A 21,741-nucleotide genomic window follows, 5' to 3' on the forward strand; every position below is an offset into this window, starting at 1 on the left:
ACTCCACTATACTAAAAAACGCCACCCGGAGGTAGCGTTTTTCATAAAACTATTTTATTCAACTAGTTTAATCCTTTTTGCGTTTTCTCGTGCCTGCTAAGCCTAAAATTGACGCAATGGTTGCTAAACCTAGTCCAATAATTCCTGCATTAGAATGTTTATGACCCGTTTGAGGCAATGAGACATCCTCAGTTGTAGCTGCTTCTACTGTACCAGGTTCTTTGTTTTCCACAGTTTCTACTTTATTAATAGTAGTATCAATGGAAAATTGTTCTGGAAGAATAGGAGCATCATTCGTTGATTCAGTTGGAGTTTCAACTTTATCTGGAGCTTCTGAATCTACAGGATCCTTTGGTTCTTCTGGATCCACTGGGTCAACAATATCCTTATTGTAAACTACAGTTTCAATAATATCGTCAGTATTACTATCTATATTTTCAAGACTGCCAATTTCTTTCCTATCTGGAGTGTAGCCGGTAATATCTGGAGAAATGACTTGTATAAACGTAGTTCCATCAAGTGCTGTCCATTTAATTCCATCGGAAATCTTTCGGCCATCTTCATCTAAGATAATAACTTCGCCAGTTACTTTATCAATAATGGCTGTACCACGGAATCTTAACTTTTGAACTACGTCATCTTTTGCTTTAGTCCCATCTGCATAAACATATTTAATTGTACGGGTAATCGTTTTATCTAAAGCTATTGAATCAAATGGATATTTTGGTCCATCTGGATTGTCTGGATTAATTGGATCTTCTTCAGTGAATTTATCATCAGGAGTAACTGTAACTGTTCCATGCTTGAAGATTACATAGAAGGTCTTTGTATCTTCACCGAATTCTCCACCACTATAGCCATTCTTGACTAATTCATAGCCTAAGCTTTCATAGTATTTAATCTTATCTGCTGTACTGTAGTTAATTGTTTCGTTGTACTTACCATTAACTACTGCAGTTTCTAATTGTTTACCTGTAGTCTCATCAACATAGATAATTTCAGCTTTAGCTGCATTTGCAGTGTAGATAACTGTTGTTTCTAGGTTCTTACTATCTTGGTTGATTCCTTCAACTGCACTAACTACTCCTTTATCTGGGCTGTAGCCTACAATTGTTGGAGAAACTACTTCGATAAACGTTGTTCCATCACTAGCGGTCCAAGTTAATTTACCTAGAATTGGGTTTCCATTTGCATCAAGCTTTACATTGCCATTTTCGTCGATTTCTACATATTGACCAGTTACCTTATCAATCACACCTGAACCAACAAAAGTTAAAGTTTGTGTGTGACTTGGCTTAGCTGTTGTTCCATCTGCATAAACATAGTGGACAGTATTAGTTACATCCTTGTTTAAGTTAGCAGAATCAGCTGGGTATTTTGGCCCATCTGGATTGTCAGGATTAATTGGTTCATCTGGCTTACCTGGTTTTTCTGGAGTTATAACTACTGTTCCATGCTTGAACGTTACATAGAAAGTCTTTGTGTCTTCACCAAATTCTCCACCAATATAGCCATCCTTGACTAATTCATAGCCTAAGCTTTCGTAGTATTTAATCTTATCGGCTGTACTGTAGTTAATTGTCTCGTTGTACTTACCATCAACTACTACATTTTCTAATTGTTTTCCTGTACTTTCATCAACATAGATAATTTCAGCCTTAGCTGCATTAGCTGTATAGACAACTGTTGTTTCTAGATTCTTACTATCTTGGTTAATTCCTTCAACTGCATTAACTACTCCTTTATCTGGAGTGTAGCCGACAATTGTTGGAGAAACTACTTCGATAAATGTTGTTCCATCACTAGCTGTCCAAGTTAATTTGCCTGGAATTGGGTTACCATTCTCATCAAGCTTAACATTACCGGTTTCATCAACTTCTATATATTGACCAGTTACCTTGTCAATCACACCAGAACCAATGAAAGTTAAAGTTTGTGTGTGACTTGGTTTAGCTGTTGTTCCATCTGCATAAACATAGTGAACAGTGTGAGTTACATCTTTATTTAAAACACCTGAATCAGTTGGATATTTCACATCTCCCCCTGGATTGATATTTTCACCAGGTTTTCCAGGATTATCTGGATGCACATGAACAACACCATGCTTGAACGTTACATAGAAAGTCTTTGTGTCTTCACCAAATTCTCCACCAACATAACCATCTTTGACTAATTCATAGCCTAAACTTTCATAGTATTTAATCTTATCTGCTGTGCTGTAGTTAATTGTCTCGTTGTACTTACCATCAACTACTGCAGTTTCTAATTGCTTGCCTGTAGTCTCATCAACACAGATAATTTCTGCCTTAGCTGCATTTGCAGTGTAGATAACTGTTGTTTTTAGGTTCTTACTATCTTGGTTAATTCCTTCAACTGCATTAACTACTCCTTTATCTGGAGTATAGCCTACAATTGTTGGAGAAACTACTTCGACAAATGTTGTTCCATCACTAGCTGTCCAAGTTAATTTGCCTGGAATTGGGTTACCGTTCTCGTCAAGCTTAACATTACCATTTTCATCGACTTCTACATATTGACCAGTTACCTTGTCAATCACACCTGAACCAACAAAAGTTAAAGTTTGTGTGTGACTCGGCTTAGCTGTTGTTCCATCTGCATAAACATAGTGGATAGTATTAGTTACATCCTTGTTCAAGTTAGCAGAATCAGCTGGGTATTTTGGTCCATCTGGATTGTCTGGGTTAATTGGTTCATCTGGCTTGCCTGGAGCTTCTGGATTTACAACTACCGTTCCATGCTTGAACGTTACATAGAAAGTCTTTGTGTCTTCACCGAATTCTCCACCAACATAACCATCTTTGACTAATTCATAGCCTAAGCTTTCGTAGTATTTAATCTTATCTGCTGTGCTGTAGTTAATTGTTTCGTTGTACTTACCATCAATTACTGCAGTTTCCAATTGCTTGCCTGTAGTCTCATCAACATAGATAATTTCTGCATTAGCTGCATTTGCAGTATAAGTAACCACAATTACCTTGTTTGGAGTATTTTCAGTTACAGAACTTCCAGAAACCCAAGTTTTATCTGCTGTATAACCAGCTAGAGTAGGTGATATTACTTCAGCAAATTTCGGATCTGTTATATCTGCTATCCAAGTAAGTGTCCCTTCAATTGGTTGTTTATTTTCATCAACAACAATCTTGCCATTTTCATCAAGAACTACATATTTTCCAGTTGTTTTATCTACAACACCGTATGCTGTAAATTTGATATTTTGCTTATTACTTTCAGCTGCGGTACTACCATTTTCAAAAACATATTGAATCTCTTGAATTACTTCTTTAATGTAATCTTCTGATCCGTAAGCAGGGCTATCGGGATTCGTTGGATCAATAATGATCAAATCTCTAGTTAAATGAATTGTAAAGTTATTCTTAGCTTCATCTGCAGAATAGTAGTAATCTTTACCAAATTCATAGTCACTACTTACAAGTTTGTATCCACTTTCTATAAACAGGTTAAGGACATTTTCATGGTTTTGTTTCCAGTTAATTTGATGATCCACTTTACCCTGTACTTCATCCCTACTGATAACTAGTCCAGTTACATCATCAATGTATTGGATGCTAGCTCCTGTTTGATTTGCATAATAAAGAACTTCTTCAGTGATATTATCAGAACTTCCACTTACTATCTTAGCTTCTACAATTCCTCTATCTGTGCCATATCCTGTAACCTTTGGTGATTCTACTTGAGCAAAAGTATAGTTCATATCGCCAGCTTCAGTTATCCAAACGATATCACTAATCCAAGCTTTATCAACAAAGTCATATTGGCCCGTTCCAATAAATGTAACTTTTTGAGTAACAGAATTTGCAGCTTCTTGGCCTTTATTAGGTCCATCCGCATAAACATAAGTAATCACTCGGTTTACTTCTTTATTTTGTGTATTTTCAGCGATTTTATGTTTTAAAACAACCCTAAAGTCATTACAGCCAGGATTGTACTCTGCATCCCCAAATGTTGTGGCATAAGTTAAAGGATTACTTACTAGGATATAGTTATTATTTTCATAGTCTTTGATGCTATTTAAAACATTCTCAATTATTTGATAGTTAATTACTTCCCGGTAATTACCAGCAATATTGATAGTTGATCCAAGTTGCTTATTAGAAGTTTCATCCCAAAAAGTAATTGTACCAACTTGTGCTTTTTTCTCATAAACAATATTTTCTACTCTATGCTTTACATCCTGATCTACTTTATCTGCAGTACTCCATTTTTGCGTAGTAGTGTAACCAACAATATCTGGAGATTTGATCGATTCAAAGACATCCGTCTTAGAAGTCCACTGTAAACTAGCGTCCTTATTGGTAATTTCAATAGCAATTAAGTAACCATCATCGTGTTCAACTTCTGTTACTTCTACAATCTTTCCAGTCACTTTATCACGATAACCATTCGTCTTGAAAATGGCTGTTTGTGTAACTGAATCATGTAGCTTATTACCAACCCCATCTACATAGTTGATAATTTTATCTACAGATTGTGATTCATTAATTTCTTCAAGACCATGCTTTAACTCAATCTTAAATTCTAAATCTTTTACATCAAATTTTGTTCCTGGTTTAAAATCATTGCTAATAACTACATATCCTCTATCAATCAAGTCTTGGAGTGTAGTACTTAAGTCAACAAAATTAATTACAGAATATACTTTTCCAGTTGCATTTAATTCTGCAACTTTACCACCATTATTCTCTAAATTATCTAAATCAACAATGGTAATTGTAGCTTTAGCATCCTCACGTAAACGATATACAACCTTGATATCTTTACCCGGATCTTCTGGAGTTACAAATTCAATATCAGCAATATATCCCTCAATAACCGGTGTATAGGTTAGACCAGCCTTAGTCGGATCATCTTTATCATTGTTAAATTTTACAGATGGATGAATTTCTTTCCCGTTTTCATCAACTAAAATTAAAGAACCTAATTCTTTATAAACAAACTGTACTTCATGAGCTGAGTCAGTTACAAATGGGTTTCTTGCTGTGTAATTATTATGAGAGAACTTAACTGATTGACCAGCTTCTACAGTATGGCTTTCAATAACCTTAGTCATGTCTTTGCCATCATACATCAAAACTTCCATCTTACCAGTAGCGTCAATTTGACGGTAAACTACTGTATAATCTACAGTTAATTGATCAATAGTACCTTCATTTTTATCTCCAGCACTGTAGTATACTTTCTTATAGTAACTACCATCTCCAAATTGAGAAAGTGTTCCAGTAAATGAACCAGTAGGAAGTTTTGAAGCATCTAAGTAAAAGCCATTAATTAGCTGTTTGTATTGATCAACGTTGTCAACAATAAATCCTTGCCCAGTCCAACCAGATACGTTAACGTTTGGATATTTATCAGTGCCTGGAATTTCTATTAAATTGCCATTTTGATTGTAATAGTATTTAATCACAGACTGTTCAGTATAAACTGGGATAATTTCACCAATTGAACTCGCATCTATGCTAGTACTATTGCCTAGACAATATTCAATTCTTGTACTTCCCACAACTGTACTAGCGTTTCCAACAGGCGTTTCACTTCCATTAATAGAAATATTAGATTTACCACTGTTAACTACTAAAAATTTTACAGTGTGCCACCCATTGACTACATCAATATTCTTAAAATGGCCTGCTTGAATAGTATGGGTAGACAAAATTTCAGTAAAACTATTGTCAGTTACATATGCATAAAGATTGTCATCGGATAGATTATTTCGATTTACAGACAAGATAAGCTTTTTGTTATCACTACTCACAAAACTTGTACCATTCAAGTTTAAAATTTGATAAATGTACCTATTATCACCAATTAAATCTCCCGCTTTTTTCGGATAATTATCCGCATCTGTTCCCAGAATAGTTACAGCAGCTTTACTTTGAACTTCCTTAGCATTTGACTGAATAGTCGTATTTTCTTTAACTACTGATTCTTCAATTGGAGAAACTTCATTTTCAACCTTAGTTTCAGCTTCAATAGGCTGATCTGCTTCTACAGATACAGTATTGTTTTCTACCTTCTCAGCTGGTTGTGTTTCTTCTACGGAAACTGTATTGCTTTCTACGCTTTCAACTGGCTGTACATCTACAGAAGCAGCATTTTTCTCTACGTCTTCAACTGCTTGAGCTTCTTCTACAGGAGTAGTATTTTCAACTAAATTAGTTTCAGTTGTATTAGTATTTTGATTTTTTACTGCTGTGTCTCCATTAATTGACTCAGCATTATAAGTTACTACTTCGTTAGTTGCTTGTTTGTCTACATTATCTGTTTCTACAGAAGAAATCGACCGATCATTTTTTACTTCTTCATTACCAGTCTCACCAGAAGCAGTTACATCATTTTCTACTTCATTATTTTCTTCTGCCGACATAACTTCTGTTTGATTGTCAGTAGTAGATATACTCTGTTCCTCAGTATTTACTACGTTATCCATCGTCTCTGTTATGTCACTAGCTGTACTACTTTCGACTTTTACGCTTTCCTCTGGAGCAACTGTAGTGTCAGCTTGAGCTTCCTGATTATTAACCCCCATAAAGGTTAAACCAATTAATACAGAAGCAGCCCCTACAGTAAACTTACGAATAGAGAAGCGTTGCTTTTGCGGTCTAATTTTTCGCATTTTTTCACTATAATTGTTCTTGGAAACCATAATTTTATCCTCATACTTCTAGTATTAGGTGAGTATTAAGTTATAGCTTTCTTGCTAGTAAAGAGCATATATAAAGCGCTTATTTTCACCTTTATAATAATTTTTTTTTACATTAAGTAAGTATACGAACAATCTATGATTTAATTATGTACAATTTATGATATTTATGTGAATTTGCAATTTATTTATGTCTATATTTTGTTTATATATCAATAAGAATGCGATTTCATTAAACAGCAATATTAAATACTATACGATTTAATATTATATATACATTATTTATTAAACAAAAAAGTAAGATTCTAAATTTTTCAGAATCTTACTTTTTAATTAGTTATTTTTATTCATCCGGGTCTTCAGAAACAGGTTTCTTCCAGAAACTCATAATTAGACCAGCTACAATTGAACCAACAATTGTAGCTACGAAGTAAAGTAAAATGTGGTTAGATAATGGAGATACCCATAGTCCTCCGTGAGGAGCTGGTACTTGGATATGCCATAGTCCAACAAGTAAACCACCAACTGCTGAACCAATTACGCAGGAAGGAATTACACGACCTGGGTCAGCTGCAGCGAATGGAATAGCACCTTCAGTAATGAATGAGAAACCTAAAATCCAGTTTGATACACCAGCACGACGTTCTTCTTTAGTGTAACGGTTCTTAAAGAAAGTAGTACCAATTGCAGTAGCAAATGGAGGAACCATACCACCAACCATAACAGCTGCCATCATAACTGCAGCAGTTGCAGAATGTGGGTCGTTAGCAAATGCACCTGAAGCAAAGACATAAGCAGCCTTGTTGAAAGGACCACCCATATCGATAGCCATCATACCAGCTAAGATCATTGTCAAAATTACAAGATTACCAGTACCCATACTGTTCAAGAAGTGGGTAATAGCGAAGTTCACTGAACTAAAGATTGGGTTGATGATGTAGAACATAATCAAAGCAATGAACAACAAGCCCAAAATTGGGTAAAGCAACATTGGCTTCATACCTTCTACTGATTTTGGAAGTTTAGCAAATAACTTCTTCAATCCAATCATCATATATCCAGCAATGAAACCTGCAGCGATACCACCTAAGAATCCAGCTGGAGAGACAGCATGTGCTTGTGCGTTAACTTGTAAGCCGTTAGTACCGTTAACAATGGCTGCCATGTATCCACCAACAAATCCTGGCATCAAGGCAGGTAAGTCGCCGATTGATTCAGCAATATAAGCGGCTAACACAGGAACCATAAATGCAAAGGCTAAGTTACCAGCACTATTTAAGAAAATAAATGCAGGGTTCTTAGCGCCACCAGCCATATAGTTTTCCACTATGAAGGAGATGGCCATTAAGATACCACCACCAATAACGAATGGAAGCATGTGGCTAATACCACTCATCAAGTTCTTGTAGATAGATGCCCACAAACCTTGTTTTTCTTTTGCACCATCATCGCTAGAACTTGCACTACTATCAGCATGGTAAATTGGAGCCTTATTTTCTAAGATATCCTCGATTAACTCTTTTGGATGGTTAATACCATCTACAACAGGCTTCATAATAAGTTCTTTACCATTGAAACGTGGCATATCAACTTTTTTATCAGAGGCAATGATGACACCTTTTGCTCGCTTAATTTCTTCTGGAGTAAGCTTATCCTTTACACCTTCAGAACCGTTAGTTTCAATACGAACATCAACGCCTAATTTTTTACCAGCCTTAATTAAAGCTTCTTGAGCCATATAAGTGTGTGCAATACCATTGATACATGCAGTAACACCAACAATTAAAGGCTTTTGCTCGCTAGCAGGCTTAGATGCTTCTTTTGCAGCTTCGGCCTTTCTCTTTTCGGCATCGGCCTTGTCCTGAGCATCCTTTTCAGCTTCTGCTTTTTTAAAGATATCAATAACTTCTTCTGGTGTAGTTGCTGCCTTTAAAGCATTAACAACATCTGGATTAATTAATAAACTTGATAACTTAGCTAAAGCTTGTAAGTGTGTGTTATCAGCACCGGCTGGTGCAGTAATCATAAAGAATAAATGAACTGGTTGTCCATCAAGAGCTTTATAATCAATTCCTTTAGGACTTTTTGCAAATAAAACAGCGGCACGATTAATGTACTTGTTTCTTGCGTGTGGCATGGCGATTCCCTCACCAATACCAGTTGTTGATTCTTTTTCACGAGCCCAGATTGATTTAATGAATTCCTCTTCGTTATTTACAACACCTTGCTTTACTTCAAGATCAGCCATTTCTTTAATAGCTTCTTCTTGAGTAGTAGCCTTCAGATCCATAATCATTAAATCAGGACTTAAAAGATCTTCAATTTTCATGAAAATAACTCCCTATCCTAACTGTATTATTTAGTTTTAACTACTTTACTTCTTCAACTGTAATTTGTGGTAAAACAGCATCAATTTGACTCTTAACTGCAATATCTTCAGTAAATGCAGTAGCACCACCACAAGCAGATCCGACTTTCAATGCTTCAACAACATTATGAGTCTTGTAATAAGTACCTACAAAGCCGGCAATCATTGAATCTCCAGCGCCAACTGAGTTAACAGCAGTACCAACAGCAGCACTTGCATGGTAAATATGATCCTTAGTTACTAAGTATGCACCGTCGCCAGCCATAGAAATCATGACGTTTTGTGCACCCATGTCTAAAAGTTTCTTAGCTGCTTCAAGCATTTCTTGATCATTAGCAAAGCTTGTATCAAATAATGCTGCTAATTCATGATGGTTAGGCTTAATAACTAATGGGTGGTACTTCAAAGTTGCAAGTAAAGCTTCCCCAGTAGTATCAATTGCAAATTCAGCACCAGCTTCTCTGATAGTTGGTAATAATTGTTCATAGAAGTCAGTTGGTAAACTTGGTGCTAAACTACCACTTAATACAACAATATCGCCTTCATTAAGATCATCCAAACGCGCCTTAAATGCAGTAATTTCTTGTGCATCAATCTTTGGACCAGCCGCATTAATTTCAGTTTCTTTTTGAGCATGAATTTTCACATTAACACGGGTATCGTCAGAAATAGTTACAAAATCACTTTCAATTTTTTTAACGTTTAATTGGCGAACTAATTCTTTGCCAGTAAAACCACCAACAAATCCCCAAGCAGTGTTATCAACATCAAGTTGGTTCAAAATTTGAGAAACATTAATTCCTTTACCACCAGCTAAAAATTGACAATCATTTGAACGGTTAACACTACCAGCTTCCACCTTTTCTAATTGCATAACATAGTCTAATGCTGGATTAACTGTAACAGTATAAATCATGACCGAGCCTCCTCAACTCTGATTCGTTCAGGTAAGATATTTTCTTTACCTGTACTTAAATTGTTAGTGATGAGTATTGCCTCATTGATATGTGCAAAACTTGCAAAATTTGCTGCACCAATCTTACTACTATCCATTAAAATAAAAGATTCTTTAGCCTGCTTAATCGCAGCTTTTTTTATACCAGCTTCTGCTGGATCTGGCGTAGTAAATTGACCATCTGCTGTTAAACCATTAGCTCCAATAAATGAAACCGTAAAGTTCATTTCTTGTAGCTGCTTCATGGCTGTGTTGCCTACGACTGCATGCGTTTCAAGCTTAGCCTCGCCCCCTAACAAGCGAGTATGAATTCCATTGTCTAAACATGCTAGTGCAACATCAACACCGTTAGTAACTACATGTAAATCATTAACTTCCCGCAAGAATGGCACCATTTCATAAGTTGTCGTTCCAGCATCAAGAAAAATATGATCTCCATTAGTAACATGATTTATCACAGCAAAACGTGCAATCTCACGTTTATTGTCAACATTAAGATTAAATCTCACTTGTTGTTCAACATCACGTGAATAATCTTGCAGTGAGCGTGCTCCTCCGTGTACACGAACAATCACGCCACGCTTTTCTAATTCAATGAGGTCACGGCGAATTGTTGACTCTGATGACTTAGTCAACTTACATAATTCATTAACACGACAGATACTGTGTTTATTAATATAGGTTGCTATAGCTTGTTGACGTTCCTCGGTCAGCATCGTTCATCATCACCTCATTTAATATGATAAACGCTTTCAGATATAAATTCAATCATTTTTTCGTCAAAATCATTCATGTTCATTCAATATTAGTCAAAGCTAAAACTACTAAAAGTGAAAAGTTTTCCATATAAAAATGAGCTAGCACAACATCACACCAGCTCATTTTCATTAAATTAATTAGCCTGAATATATTTTTTATCTTTATAAATAAAATTCATTTTTTCATCAGCGGTTCTAATCTCAATTCTTTGATAATTTGGCTCATATCCATGCTTTTTCAAATTGATAGTAATTTTATGACCATCCACCTTTATCTCATAAAGATTATACTCACCCTTTTGATAAGCAAAATCAGTCCCATTATCTTGATAATGAGTATATTTACCACGGTCACCAAACACTCTAAATACCATTTTTTCATCTGGTCTAGAGGAAATATGCTCCTTAACTTCTCCCCATGATAAAATAGTATTTTTCTTAATAAATAAGGGTAACTTATCACTCGGGGCACTAACTAAGATCGTATTATTACCGCTATAAGTAACATTATTCCAAAAATCAATCCATTCCCCTTGTGGCAAATAAACAGCTCTGTAGTTTTTACCTTCTTCAACAATTGGCGCTACCACAATATTTGTACCAATCATATATTCGTCATTCATATTTTTAACTGCTGGATCAGTTGGATAGTTTAAAACCAAAGGTCGCATAATCGGTAAACCCGACTTATTTTCTTGAGCAAATAAATCATAAAGATATGGAATAAAATGATAGCGCAAATGTAAGTACTTGCGGTATATCGATAGAGTTGGTTCTCCAAAGATCCATGGCTCTTGCGAGCGTGTACCCATAGCCGCATGATTTCGAAGAAGAGGACTAAAAACTGCTGCTTCAATCCATCTTGTTAATAGTTCTGGTGTAGTATCTGCACCAAATCCTCCGATATCTGTCCCAGCAAAAGCAAAACCGCTCATTCCTAAATTACATAGCTGCGGAATCATCATTTGTAAATGTACCCATAAACTTTGATTATCACCCGTCCAAACTGTGGAGTATTTTTGTGTTCCCGCATAAGCAGCACGGGTAATCACAAATGGGCGTTTACCAGTTAAATTCTTTAAGCCATAATAGGTTGCTTTAGCCATATTGTGACCATAAACATTATGCATTTTAGCATGTGTTGATTCTTTTTCTTCATCATTAAAAATAATATTTTTCGGAATTTCTCCATTAAATGAGGCCGGCTCATTCATATCGTCCCAGATTCCATCAACACCTAAATCAACTAAAAACTTACAATTTTCTGACCACCATTTTCTGACTGCTTCACGCCCAAAATCCGGATAGACAGCATCCCCGGGCCAAACCTTATTAACATACACTTGCCCATTTGGTGCTTTTACAAAATATCCCTTTTTTAGTCCTTCTTGGTAGATCTGATAACTATCGTCTTTTTTGACACCAGGGTCAATAATTGTAATCACATGGAAACCTAATTTGTGAAGTTTATCAATAAATTTTCTAGGATCATCATAGGTATCTGTCCTCCAGGTAAAAACTCGATACCCATCCATATAATCAATATCTAAATGGATAGCATCACATGGCAGGTGATATTTTCGCATTTTAGTAACAATTTCTTCTACCTTTTCAGCGCTTATACTATATCCCCAACGAGATTGTTGATAACCTAATGTCCACTTTTGTGGCAGCGGTGTTTTCCCAGTTAAGTAAGTATAATTTTTAACAATTTCTTTTAAGTCACTCCCGCCAATAATGTAATAATCAATATTTCCATTATCAGCTGCAATGTAGTAGTATTTATTACTTTCTTTACCTAAATCAAAATAACTATGATAAGTATTATCAAAAAAAATTCCGTATGGATGATTTTTCTTCAACCCAATTAGAAATGGAACCGACTTATATAAACGAGTAAAACTTTCTACCTGCGGCTCAGGGTTATCTGTATTCCAGTTTTCATAGGCATAGTGTCGTTTATTTAAAAAACCGGTCTTATCACCTAAGCCATAAAATTGCTCATCGTCTGCTAATTTTTTGACCAGTTCATAGTAGTGGACATCTTTTCTTCTACTAGTAACCACATCATGCCCTTCCGACTCTGCTAACTTTTGCTGGCTAGAATTTGTTTGTCGATCAATTGGAATTCTAGATCCCCGATAATCAATAATTAAAGGATTTTCTTCTGCATCATAAACATCTATTTTTTCATCATGATGAACTTTAATGATTAATTTTGAAGTTTTTATTTCAAGATAGTCATTCTTTTTCTCAACTTTAAATTTAGTGTCTATTGCCTTATTTCCTTCAATTGCATATGAATTAGTATGCTCACCGCAATTTTGAAATACACGGATTATTTCAGGTGTTAAGATTGTTAATTCAATACTAGAATTAACAAAATTTATCTTTATTTTGTTTTTATTAATCGCATATGTTTCCAAACTATTTGTATTCATATTAAGCCTCTACATTATTTGTATTCGCTTTCAATTTTATCACAAAAAACTACTCAACTTTTGAAAGCTGAGTAGTTAAATTTTTATTCCTTAATACCTTGTAAGGCACGCTTCATATTCTTCCACATACCGTTATCATCAGTTTGCAAAATAAGGCTTGGATAAATTTTTCTAATCCACCAAATCGATCCTAGCAAAAATACGAATAGAATTACTAGAGAGATTGCTGCCTCTAAGCCAGTCGCGTTTCCTTTAATTAGTCGAAGGGGCATTAAGAAAGATGATAAAAATGGTACGTAAGACATAATCATGGCAAAAATGCCATCAGGATTATTAGATAAGCTCATACTACTAAATAATCCGAGTAGAGTTAAATAAACTAAGGGTTGTACTGCCTTGTTAGCATCTTCAGCTTTAGTGACAATTGCACCACAAACAGCCGCATAAACGATGTATAGGATCAAGCCAAGCACGACGAATAATAGTCCCCAAGAAATTATTTGTCCTAAAGCTTGATCGATAGCAGGTTTTATTTGAGCAAATGTATCTTTTACTCCATCAATATGAGGAGCCATATAATAAAAGCCAGAAAACATCACAGCATAAATTAATAACTGAGTAAGAATTTCAAGGAAAATACCCAACACTTTACCATCAAAATAATTTCCACCAGGCATACTTGAAAAGATCATTTCCATAATTTTAGTTCCCTTTTCACTGGCAATATCCTGTGCCATGATGGTGCTATAAGTCTGAACCAAAAAGTATAAAACAAAAATTAGAATCCAAAAAGTAGCTGTCTTTAAATTCTTTTCATCACTTGCATTCAATTTTTTATCATTAGTTTTCTCAGTAAATTTAACTTTTTGAGAAAGTGACTGCATCTGTTGCTCACTGAGCTTAGCGTTTTTTAGATTAAGTGCTTGCTGCTGAGTGTTTAAAACTCTGATCAACTCAGTCTTAACATCATTATCAAGGCTTTCGGTACCATAGTAGTTCGCAACTAATTGAGTAGAAGTCTCTTTCACCACAATATAACCACTAATATCACCATCTTTATAGGCCTTTTCAGCTTTTGCCTTATTTTTATATCCATCAAAATCTTCTGTTTTCTTTAATGGCTGAACAATACTCTGATTTTGACTTACTATTCCTACCTTTGTATCACTGTCGAAAGCTGAAGATGAACTCATCCCAAAGAAAAAAGAAATCAATAATACAAGAAATGGTGCGAAAATCATCAATAAAAATGACCAATTTTTCACTTCTCTACGATATGTTTCTTTAGCAACTAACCAAGTTTTATTCATTATCTTCACCGGCTTTCATTTTAAAAATTTCATCTAAAGTTGGTGGCTCTTGATCAAAAGTTTGCAAGTATTTTCCATGGGAGAGCATATTAAAAATTTCTTCTCCGTAACTAGCGTTTGTTAACCAAAGTTTGTAGATACCATTATTCTGTAAAATAGCATTTTCAACCCCAGGTAAATTTTTAACATTATCAAGATTCAGGTCAGTTCTAATAAACAATCGAGTTAAACCAAAATTATTGCGAACATCATTTACAGCACCGTTTAACACAATATGTCCATTATTAATCATTACTACATCGTCACACAATTCCTCAACATTAGACATATCATGATCAGAAAATAGAATAGTAGCTCCGCGTTTCTTTTCTTGTAAGATTACCTCTTTAATTATTTCGACGTTTACCGGATCGAGCCCACTAAAAGGCTCATCCAAAATAATTAAGTTTGGCTGATGAATAAGAGTCGCAATTAATTGGATTTTTTGTTGATTACCTTTAGATAAACTTTTTATTATATCGGTAATTTTGCCTTTAACTTCTAACTTTTGCATCCAATCTTGCAAATCATGTTTTACTTCATCTTTTTTCATTCCCTTTAAACTAGCCAAAAAACTTACTTGCTCTAAAACAGTTAATTTTGGCATTAAGCTACGCTCTTCAGGTAAATAGCCGACAGAGTTATAATCCCGACTTGAAAAAGAATGTCCATCAATAGTAATTGTTCCCTGATATTTGACAAACTTTAAGATGCTATGAAAAAGAGTTGTTTTTCCTGAGCCATTTTTACCAATTAAGCCTAATATCTTTCCATTGTCTGCTTTGAAGTTAATATCAAACAAAACTTGTTTGCTTCCAAAGCTTTTATTTAAGTTCTCTACTTGTAACATAGTTTTTTCTTTCTAAGTAAATTTATTAAAGTTAGCCTTAATTATATCAATATTTTTTCTTAAATATACTTTATTGGATCAAAAAAGCCTCTCAGTTGTCCAAATCTGGGAGGCTTTTATCTTTATTTATACATATATTTTGCAGTAGCTTCTTTAGGATCCATTCCATTTCGAATCTTTAAAGCAAGTTCAATTGAAACATCTGCGATAATTGACTGCGGATCAATAACGTTATATGGGTGATCTGGCGCTTTTTCCTGGGCGAGAGATAACTCAGTACATCCAAGTAAAATCACATTACAACCATATTCATCGTGCATTGTTTTTAAAATTTTATGGTATAAATCATGATCAACAATACCTTTTTCTTTAATATCACGATAAATTAGCTCGTTCACCATTGGTTGAATTTCAGGACCACCTAGTTCAGCTTTTTTACCAACTCGTTCTAATTCATCCACATATAAATGATCGTAAATAGAACCTTCAGTTGCAATTAAACCAATTTTCTCTTCTTTTGGAAAATCATCCACAAACTTATGAACAGCAATACGCATCATATGTAAAAATGGTACGTCTGTTAATGCTGCCAAGTCATCATAAAAGTAATGAGCAGTATTGCATGGCATTACGAAAAAGTCAGGATTAAGTTTTGATTGACTTAAAACATCATCCTTTAAATCATAGAAAAAATTAGGTTGACTATGATCCATAATGTATGCAGTTCGATCAGGAATTTGAGCATCATTTACTAAAATATAATTTAAATAGTCCTGATCCTTAGTAATCTTAACTCGGTGATTAATCAAACGGACATAACTTTCAGTCGCAATTGTCCCCATTCCACCGATAATTGAGAAAAAGTGCTTCATTCCTATTCCTCATCATCTTTTTCTAGTTCATTAATTACACTTTCCGCAACTTTGATGTCAGTTGGATATGGTGTATCTACTCCGCGAATCTTTTGGTATGGGTCGGCTCCCTTACCACAAATCAAAACGATGTCATCCTTATCGGACATTGCAATTGCATCATGAATTGCCTTTTCACGATCTAACTCAATTGTGACATCAACTTTTTCATGATCAATGCCTGCATCAATTTCCTGAGCAATATCCATTGGATCTTCAAAACCAGGATCATCAGTTGTCAAAAAGGCTTTATCTGCATAAGCAGTTAAACTTTCACTAAATCCTGGACGACGTGATACTCCTTTATCACCAGGAGCTCCAACAACTACGATGATTTTTGGATTGTTAAATTCACGCTGCATAAAGCTCATTAAAGCCATCATTGAAGCCTTATTATGTGCATAATCAACAATTACAGTACCATGATTCTTTGATGGCAAAGCTTCCATTCTTCCTGGAATAGTAACGTGACGAATACCTTTAGCACATTCTTCATAATTTTCGCCGGCAAGTCCAGCACCAATAATAGCAGCAGTACCATTCATTTCGTTGAAATCACCAATCATTTGAAGAGTGTAGTCACCAGCAATTGGTAATTTCTTAGCTTTATCAGATGCACAGAATAATTTGAATTCAGTTTCTTTCATATCAGTTTCAACCGATTGGAAACGGAAATCAATTGGTTGCTTCAAGTTAGGATTTTCAAAATCATTTCTGGCAAATAAATAAATACTATCTGGATTAGTAGTAGTTGTTGCAGCCGCATAAATCTCATCGAAGTGATCAGACATTGCATTGATAATACACTTACGTGAGTTAACCATTAATTGCAACTTACAGTGCAAATAATCTGCAAAGTTAGGATGTTCATTTGGTCCAATATGGTCTGGAGTAATATTTAAGAAAAAGCCGAGATCATAAGTCAAACCAAAGACACGATTTTTCTTATAAGCCTGACTAGAAACTTCCATTACTAAATGAGTCATACCGTTATCAACAGCTGTTCTCATATCTCTGAACAAGTCTAAACTTTCAGGTGTAGTTAAACTAGCCTTAAATTTATCTTCAGGCTTTGGTCCTACAATATCATCTACTGATGAAAATAGTGCTGTTCGACCACCATTAATTTGGTCAAGCATTCCCTTCAAGAAGTATGCAGATGTTGTCTTACCCTTAGTACCGGTAAAGGCTACAACATACAAATCATCTTGCGGAAATCTGTAAAAGGCAGCAGATAAAAGAGCCATGGCTTTAGTTACATCTCTAACAACTAAGGCATGCATTCCTTTACCTTCTGGATATGGTTGTTCTGCTACATAACAAGTAGCTCCACTATCTTTAGCCATTGATAAATAAGTAGGTCTAAAGCCTTTACCTTTACAGAAAAACAAGGTATTTGTTTTTATATCACGTGAATCATAGGAAATATAATCCATTTTAGTTGGAACCGCATCTTGAACAGCACTTGATTTAAGCAAGTGGTGTTCCTTCAATATTAAGATGCAAGTGTTTAAAGAAATGCTAGAATCGCTCATTTTTTCTCCCCAATTTTTAAATCAATTCAGCCTAAATTATAGCACACCATCATTTTTCTTTGGGCTATTGAGTGGTAGTTGAATAATAAAACTAGTTAATTCTGCTGTTGATTGGCATTTAATATTACCACCATGCAAATCAACAATACTTTTTGTTATAGCTAAACCGAGGCCAGTTCCACCAGTTTTTAAATTTCTTGAACTTTCTACACGATAAAAACGATCGAAGATCTTCTGCAAAGATTTCTTAGGAATTTGTTCTCCATTGTTTTCAACTCTAAGTTCTACAAATTCATTATTTACCTTATTTGCAATTAAGTTGATTTCAGTAGCTCCACGTCCATACTTTAAAGCATTTGAAATCAGATTATTCAACATTCGAACAATCATCTTTGCATCCGCATCAATTACGAGATCTCTTGGTCTGGTTATCACATTAAAAGTAATGTTTTTCTTCTCAGCTTCTAATTCAAAGCCAGCAGCTACTTGTTCAAGCATTGAATTAACATGTAACGGCGCTAAAACCAATTTATTATTTGTAGAAGAGCGCAAAGTAGTGTACTCAAATAGATCTTCTGCTAGAGCTTTCATTTGAAGAGCCTTATCATAAGCTATTTGGATGTACTTAGTTTGATCTTCATTCAGCTCACTACTCTTTAATAAGCCAAGATAGCCAATAATTGAAGTTAGTGGTGTTCTAATATCATGCGAAACATTAGTAATTAAGTCATCCTTGGATTGCTCTATCTGCCGCTCCTCTTCCATTGAAGCAACAGTACTATCAACTAACGCATTAATTGAATCAATCACTTTTTGCAAATCTGTTTTTACAACAAAAGGAATTCGATGATCAAAATGGCCATCTGCAATATAGTGTAATTCTTCAATAACGTGGCGCAATTGCATTTGCCGATATCTTCTGATTAAGCGCCAATATACTACAATGGCATCTCCGACTAACATAAAGCTAATGAAAAGTCGTTGCCAAGACCATAAATGCATCCCATTAGCAAAAGTAATGGTTTTCTTCAAAAAGAAAATTCCATTTTCTAATCTAGGATCATTTAAGACAGCGAGGTTAATCAAAATAATAATCGAAAGGTTTAAGAGTAAAAGCAAAATAACGGTTATTACGCCTTCACCGAAAAGTTCGCTTTTTTCTTTTGTGGTTAGGATTACTTTCTGCTTTTTCATCCCTACTAAGCCTCTACTTTATAGCCTACTCCCCAGACTGTTTGAATAACTTCTTCACCATCAGTTGCTTTCTGAATTTTATCTCGTAAGTGAGAAACGTGTACCATAACAGTTTTAGCAGAAACAACTGATTCTTGTTGCCATACTCTTTCAAAAATTTCATCAGCACTAAAAACTCGATTGGGATGGCTAGCAAGCATATATAAAATTCCAAACTCTAAGGCAGTTAATTGGATAACCTTACCAGTTAAAGTTTTAACTTCATGTGAATCTTTATTGATCACTAAAGGTCCTACTTCTAATACATCTGGCTTATCATCTTTTACTTCCTTCTGGCTACGACGAAGAAGTGATCTTACACGTGCCATTACTTCTAATGGATTAAATGGCTTAACTACATAGTCATCTGCTCCAGTAATCAAACCTTGAATCTTATCCATATCACTAGTCTTAGCAGAAACCACTAAAATTGGAATTTCTGAATCTTTTCTAACTTCCTTGATAACTTCAATTCCTGACATCTGTGGCATCATAATATCAAGAATCATTAATGCAATTTCTGGATTAGTAGAAAGTTTCGTTAAAGCTTCTTTACCGCTATAGGCAGCAATTGGTTCGTAACCTTCATTTTTTAAATATATACTTAATAATTCAACGATTTCTTTATCATCATCAACAACTAAGATCTTCATGAGGATTTCTCCTTATCTATAATTATTTATCACATTAAAAAATCTATTATTAACATTTTACCCGTTTTCCTTTTAATTACCTAAATTAAACCACGTTTTTAAAGAATTATAAAAAATGGACCCTAGAAAAGCATCTAGACTCCATTTTTAATTAATCTAATTCTTTTTTACCAGTGTACAACTCGTAATAGTAACCTTTTTGCTTCAAAAGTTCTTCATGAGTACCACGTTCAATAATATGACCATGGTCTAGAACTAAAATAAGATCTGAATTAACTATTGTTGATAAACGGTGGGCAATAACAAAACTAGTTCTACCAGCAAGTAAGTTATCCATACCAGCTTGAACCATACGTTCAGTTCTAGTATCAATACTTGAAGTTGCCTCATCAAGAATCATCACCGGTTCGTCCGCAATCATCGCTCTAGCAATACTGAGCAGCTGCATTTGACCTTGAGACAAATCACCGCCATCACCATCGATTACAGTTTCATATCCGTCATCAAGTTCATGGATAAACTCATCTGCATGTGCTAAACGAGCAGCTTGATATACTTCATCATCACTGGCATCAGGCTTACCGAAACGAATATTATCCATAATCGTTCCAGTAAAGAGGTGGGTTTCTTGTAAAACAATCGACAAAGAATGTCTTAGATCATTTTTTCTAATTTGAGAAATTGGAACACCATCATAGGTTATCTTTCCAGATTGAATTTCATAAAAACGATTAAGCATATTTGAAATAGTTGTCTTACCTGCACCAGTTTCACCAACTAGAGCCACCTTCATCCCTGGTTTTGCATCAATGTTGATATCATACAAAATTTGATGCCCTGGTACATATGAGAAGTTAACATGATCAAAAACAATATGTCCCTTAATTGGTACCTTTTTAATGTCACCATTCTTTTCTGGCACATCCCAATACCAACTATTCTTGACTTCCTTATTAGGAGACATAATAACATCTCCATTATCAACTTCAGAAGGCTCATCTTCTAGTTCAAAAATTCTTTGGGCACCGGCTAAAGCTAAAACAATTGAATTCAATTGTTGAGAAATTTGTGCAATTGGCATACTAAACTGACGGGATAACTGTAAGAAGGATGCAATTGCACCTAAAGTTAAAGGAGCCCATCCATTAATTGCGGCAGCTCCTCCAATAAAGGCAATTAACACATACAGCAAGTTACCCATATTACCCATAATTGGGAATAGAATTGTCGCATATGTATTAGCTTTTCCCGAAGCTCCACGCAGTTCTTCATTAAACTTATCAAAGCCCTCTTCAGCTTCAGGTTCATGGGAGAAAACTTTAATGACCTTTAAACCATTAAGCATTTCTTCATCATAACCATTAATTTGTCCTAATTTATTTTGTTGAGCTTTGAAGTAATGGCTAGATCTAACTGTTAAAAATCTAACAATTCCAAAGGATAATGCAAAAATAATAAATGAGAACAGAGTCAATTGCCAACTTAAACTAAACATAGCCACAATAACAAAAATCAAGCTTAATGCCGAGTTCAAGAATTGAGGTAATGATTGGGAAATCATCTGCATCAAGGTATCGATATCATTAGTATAACGACTCATGATATCCCCATAGTTATTTTGGTCAAAATAAGCAATTGGTAAAGATTCCATATGGGTAAATGTTTCATTACGAACACGGAACTGTACTTTTTGGGCTAATACCCCCATCAACATACTAAATAAGTAATTAGAAAGGAATCCAATTGCATAGATTCCAAACATTACTAAAATGGCGTTTAGAAGCGGGCCATAATTTGGAACTTTTTCATGTAAGAGTGGTGTTACGTAAGTATCAATCAGTCGCTCAATAAATAGCGATCCAATTACAGCGGAAGCAGCTGCTAAAACAATAGTAATTATTGAAACAACTAACATCCAAGGGCTGGTTGTCAAAACTAATTTTAATAAACGACCAAGGACTTTTATCCGGTTTCCTTTAGGTTGTGTTTTTTCTTTTACTTGATCCATA

At 34.9% G+C, this 21,741-nt stretch carries 12 protein-coding genes; all 12 read right to left on the reverse strand.

Annotated features, from left to right (window positions below; all coding sequences use genetic code 11):
- Window positions 1-67 precede the first annotated feature (67 nt).
- Window positions 68-6,682 (reverse strand): mucin-binding protein, encoded by a 6,615-nt coding sequence (locus GTO82_RS08765; protein WP_180873226.1) that lies wholly within the window; start codon window positions 6,680-6,682, stop codon window positions 68-70.
- 340 nt (window positions 6,683-7,022) lie between these two features.
- Window positions 7,023-9,008: a PTS fructose transporter subunit IIABC gene (locus tag GTO82_RS08770; protein ID WP_061400499.1), complete on the reverse strand. Its 1,986-nt coding sequence runs from the start codon at window positions 9,006-9,008 to the stop codon at window positions 7,023-7,025.
- A gap of 40 nt (window positions 9,009-9,048) precedes the next feature.
- Window positions 9,049-9,963 (reverse strand): 1-phosphofructokinase, encoded by a 915-nt coding sequence (pfkB, locus tag GTO82_RS08775; RefSeq protein WP_011162517.1) that lies wholly within the window; start codon window positions 9,961-9,963, stop codon window positions 9,049-9,051.
- Entirely contained in the window at window positions 9,960-10,718 is a 759-nt protein-coding gene (locus tag GTO82_RS08780) for a DeoR/GlpR family DNA-binding transcription regulator (protein WP_061400500.1), read from the reverse strand. The genes pfkB and GTO82_RS08780 overlap by 4 nt, the downstream gene beginning before the upstream one ends.
- A 176-nt stretch (window positions 10,719-10,894) precedes the next feature.
- Entirely contained in the window at window positions 10,895-13,201 is a 2,307-nt protein-coding gene (locus GTO82_RS08785) for a glycoside hydrolase family 31 protein (protein WP_180873227.1), read from the reverse strand.
- An 83-nt stretch (window positions 13,202-13,284) separates the two neighbouring features.
- The gene (locus tag GTO82_RS08790) at window positions 13,285-14,511 is read right to left on the reverse strand and encodes an ABC transporter permease (RefSeq protein WP_180873228.1); all 1,227 of its coding nucleotides are present in this window, start codon (window positions 14,509-14,511) and stop codon (window positions 13,285-13,287) included.
- Entirely contained in the window at window positions 14,504-15,400 is an 897-nt protein-coding gene (locus GTO82_RS08795; RefSeq protein ID WP_180873229.1) for an ABC transporter ATP-binding protein, read from the reverse strand. The genes GTO82_RS08790 and GTO82_RS08795 overlap by 8 nt, the downstream gene beginning before the upstream one ends.
- 122 nt (window positions 15,401-15,522) lie before the next feature.
- The gene (locus GTO82_RS08800) at window positions 15,523-16,272 is read right to left on the reverse strand and encodes an aspartate/glutamate racemase family protein (protein WP_094497915.1); all 750 of its coding nucleotides are present in this window, start codon (window positions 16,270-16,272) and stop codon (window positions 15,523-15,525) included.
- A gap of 2 nt (window positions 16,273-16,274) precedes the next feature.
- Window positions 16,275-17,846 carry a UDP-N-acetylmuramoyl-L-alanyl-D-glutamate--2,6-diaminopimelate ligase gene (locus GTO82_RS08805; protein ID WP_004898025.1) on the reverse strand — a complete coding sequence of 524 codons (1,572 nt, stop codon included), beginning with the start codon at window positions 17,844-17,846 and terminating at the stop codon, window positions 16,275-16,277.
- 36 nt (window positions 17,847-17,882) lie between these two features.
- Window positions 17,883-19,040: a sensor histidine kinase gene (locus tag GTO82_RS08810; RefSeq protein ID WP_180873230.1), complete on the reverse strand. Its 1,158-nt coding sequence runs from the start codon at window positions 19,038-19,040 to the stop codon at window positions 17,883-17,885.
- A 5-nt stretch (window positions 19,041-19,045) separates the two neighbouring features.
- The gene (locus tag GTO82_RS08815) at window positions 19,046-19,732 is read right to left on the reverse strand and encodes a response regulator transcription factor (protein WP_003649950.1); all 687 of its coding nucleotides are present in this window, start codon (window positions 19,730-19,732) and stop codon (window positions 19,046-19,048) included.
- Window positions 19,733-19,883: 151 nt separating this feature from the next.
- Window positions 19,884-21,740: an ABC transporter ATP-binding protein gene (locus tag GTO82_RS08820; protein WP_180873231.1), complete on the reverse strand. Its 1,857-nt coding sequence runs from the start codon at window positions 21,738-21,740 to the stop codon at window positions 19,884-19,886.
- Window position 21,741: the final 1 nt, after the last annotated feature.

It is taken from the genome of Lactobacillus johnsonii, from assembly GCF_013487865.1.
GTDB lineage: Bacteria > Bacillota > Bacilli > Lactobacillales > Lactobacillaceae > Lactobacillus > Lactobacillus johnsonii_A.

Excerpts from the sequence above, each read along its gene's own strand:
- GTO82_RS08800 (WP_094497915.1), bottom strand. The coding sequence starts at position 16,272 with ATGAAGCACTTTTTCTCAATTATCGGTGGAATGGGGACAATTGCGACT.
- GTO82_RS08810 (WP_180873230.1), bottom strand. The coding sequence starts at position 19,040 with ATGAAAAAGCAGAAAGTAATCCTAACCACAAAAGAAAAAAGCGAACTT.
- GTO82_RS08820 (WP_180873231.1), bottom strand. The coding sequence starts at position 21,740 with ATGGATCAAGTAAAAGAAAAAACACAACCTAAAGGAAACCGGATAAAA.
- GTO82_RS08815 (WP_003649950.1), bottom strand. The coding sequence starts at position 19,732 with ATGAAGATCTTAGTTGTTGATGATGATAAAGAAATCGTTGAATTATTA.
- GTO82_RS08765 (WP_180873226.1), bottom strand. The coding sequence starts at position 6,682 with ATGGTTTCCAAGAACAATTATAGTGAAAAAATGCGAAAAATTAGACCG.
- GTO82_RS08805 (WP_004898025.1), bottom strand. The coding sequence starts at position 17,846 with ATGAGCGATTCTAGCATTTCTTTAAACACTTGCATCTTAATATTGAAG.
- GTO82_RS08795 (WP_180873229.1), bottom strand. The coding sequence starts at position 15,400 with ATGTTACAAGTAGAGAACTTAAATAAAAGCTTTGGAAGCAAACAAGTT.
- pfkB (WP_011162517.1), bottom strand. The coding sequence starts at position 9,963 with ATGATTTATACTGTTACAGTTAATCCAGCATTAGACTATGTTATGCAA.
- GTO82_RS08790 (WP_180873228.1), bottom strand. The coding sequence starts at position 14,511 with ATGAATAAAACTTGGTTAGTTGCTAAAGAAACATATCGTAGAGAAGTG.
- GTO82_RS08770 (WP_061400499.1), bottom strand. The coding sequence starts at position 9,008 with ATGAAAATTGAAGATCTTTTAAGTCCTGATTTAATGATTATGGATCTG.
- GTO82_RS08780 (WP_061400500.1), bottom strand. The coding sequence starts at position 10,718 with ATGCTGACCGAGGAACGTCAACAAGCTATAGCAACCTATATTAATAAA.
- GTO82_RS08785 (WP_180873227.1), bottom strand. The coding sequence starts at position 13,201 with ATGAATACAAATAGTTTGGAAACATATGCGATTAATAAAAACAAAATA.